At 52.0% G+C, this 513-nt stretch carries 1 rRNA gene; it reads left to right on the top strand.

From position 1 onward, the window contains the following. Positions 1–503: ribosomal RNA gene (locus V6940_RS22720) — 16S ribosomal RNA — on the top strand; the annotation flags it as partial. Between the last annotated feature and the right edge of the window lie 10 nt (positions 504–513).

Raw genomic sequence — 513 nt, 5'->3', positions numbered from 1 at the left:
TGAGACAGGTGCTGCATGGCTGTCGTCAGCTCGTGTTGTGAAATGTTGGGTTAAGTCCCGCAACGAGCGCAACCCTTATCCTTTGTTGCCAGCGGTTCGGCCGGGAACTCAAAGGAGACTGCCAGTGATAAACTGGAGGAAGGTGGGGATGACGTCAAGTCATCATGGCCCTTACGAGTAGGGCTACACACGTGCTACAATGGCATATACAAAGAGAAGCGACCTCGCGAGAGCAAGCGGACCTCATAAAGTATGTCGTAGTCCGGATTGGAGTCTGCAACTCGACTCCATGAAGTCGGAATCGCTAGTAATCGTAGATCAGAATGCTACGGTGAATACGTTCCCGGGCCTTGTACACACCGCCCGTCACACCATGGGAGTGGGTTGCAAAAGAAGTAGGTAGCTTAACCTTCGGGAGGGCGCTTACCACTTTGTGATTCATGACTGGGGTGAAGTCGTAACAAGGTAACCGTAGGGGAACCTGCGGTTGGATCACCTCCTTACCTTAAAGAA

Source organism: Kluyvera sp. CHPC 1.251 (genome assembly GCF_036759945.1).
Taxonomy (GTDB): Bacteria; Pseudomonadota; Gammaproteobacteria; order Enterobacterales; family Enterobacteriaceae; genus Kluyvera; species Kluyvera sichuanensis.
Note: the sequence above shows the minus strand (reverse complement) of the source record. Positions and strands in the feature narration are given on the sequence as shown.